This is a genomic window from Paenibacillus xylanexedens (genome assembly GCF_007680605.1).
Taxonomy (GTDB): Bacteria; Bacillota; Bacilli; order Paenibacillales; family Paenibacillaceae; genus Paenibacillus; species Paenibacillus xylanexedens_B.
On record NZ_VEIO01000059.1, the window covers coordinates 1 to 414 of the forward strand.

Genomic DNA, 414 nt, shown 5'->3' on the forward strand with positions numbered 1-414 from the left:
TGTTACCGGAGATCAGCTTCAACTACTTAGGGCAATGGGATCGGGAGATGAATGCCGGGGCGATGTCCATGTCTGGGTTTCCCACAGGGTTCCAAGTGAGTCCGCAATCGGAACGCCCCCATGCACTGGACATTGTAGGGAGTGTAATGGATGGAAAATTGATGCTGAGCGTGACATATGATGAGCAGGAGTACCGCGACAGCACGATGCAAGGACTGCTGGACAACTACAAGGAGCAGTTGCTTTCGATCATTGAGCATTGCATGCAACAAACGGAGCAGGAGCTGACTCCGAGCGATATGGGTAGCGTATCAATACCGCTCGCCACTTTCGATGCACTTCGCAAGCAACTGGTGAGTAACGATACTGGTGGACTGCTTTCCATCTATCCGTTGTCTCCAATGCAAGAAGGGA

General features: G+C 51.7%; 1 protein-coding gene. It reads left to right on the forward strand.

The window, feature by feature from the left end:
• Nucleotides 1-62: 62 nt before the first annotated feature.
• Nucleotides 63-414: condensation domain-containing protein (locus FS818_RS28375; RefSeq protein ID WP_260990001.1), on the forward strand; the 352-nt coding region annotated here is incomplete at its 3' end.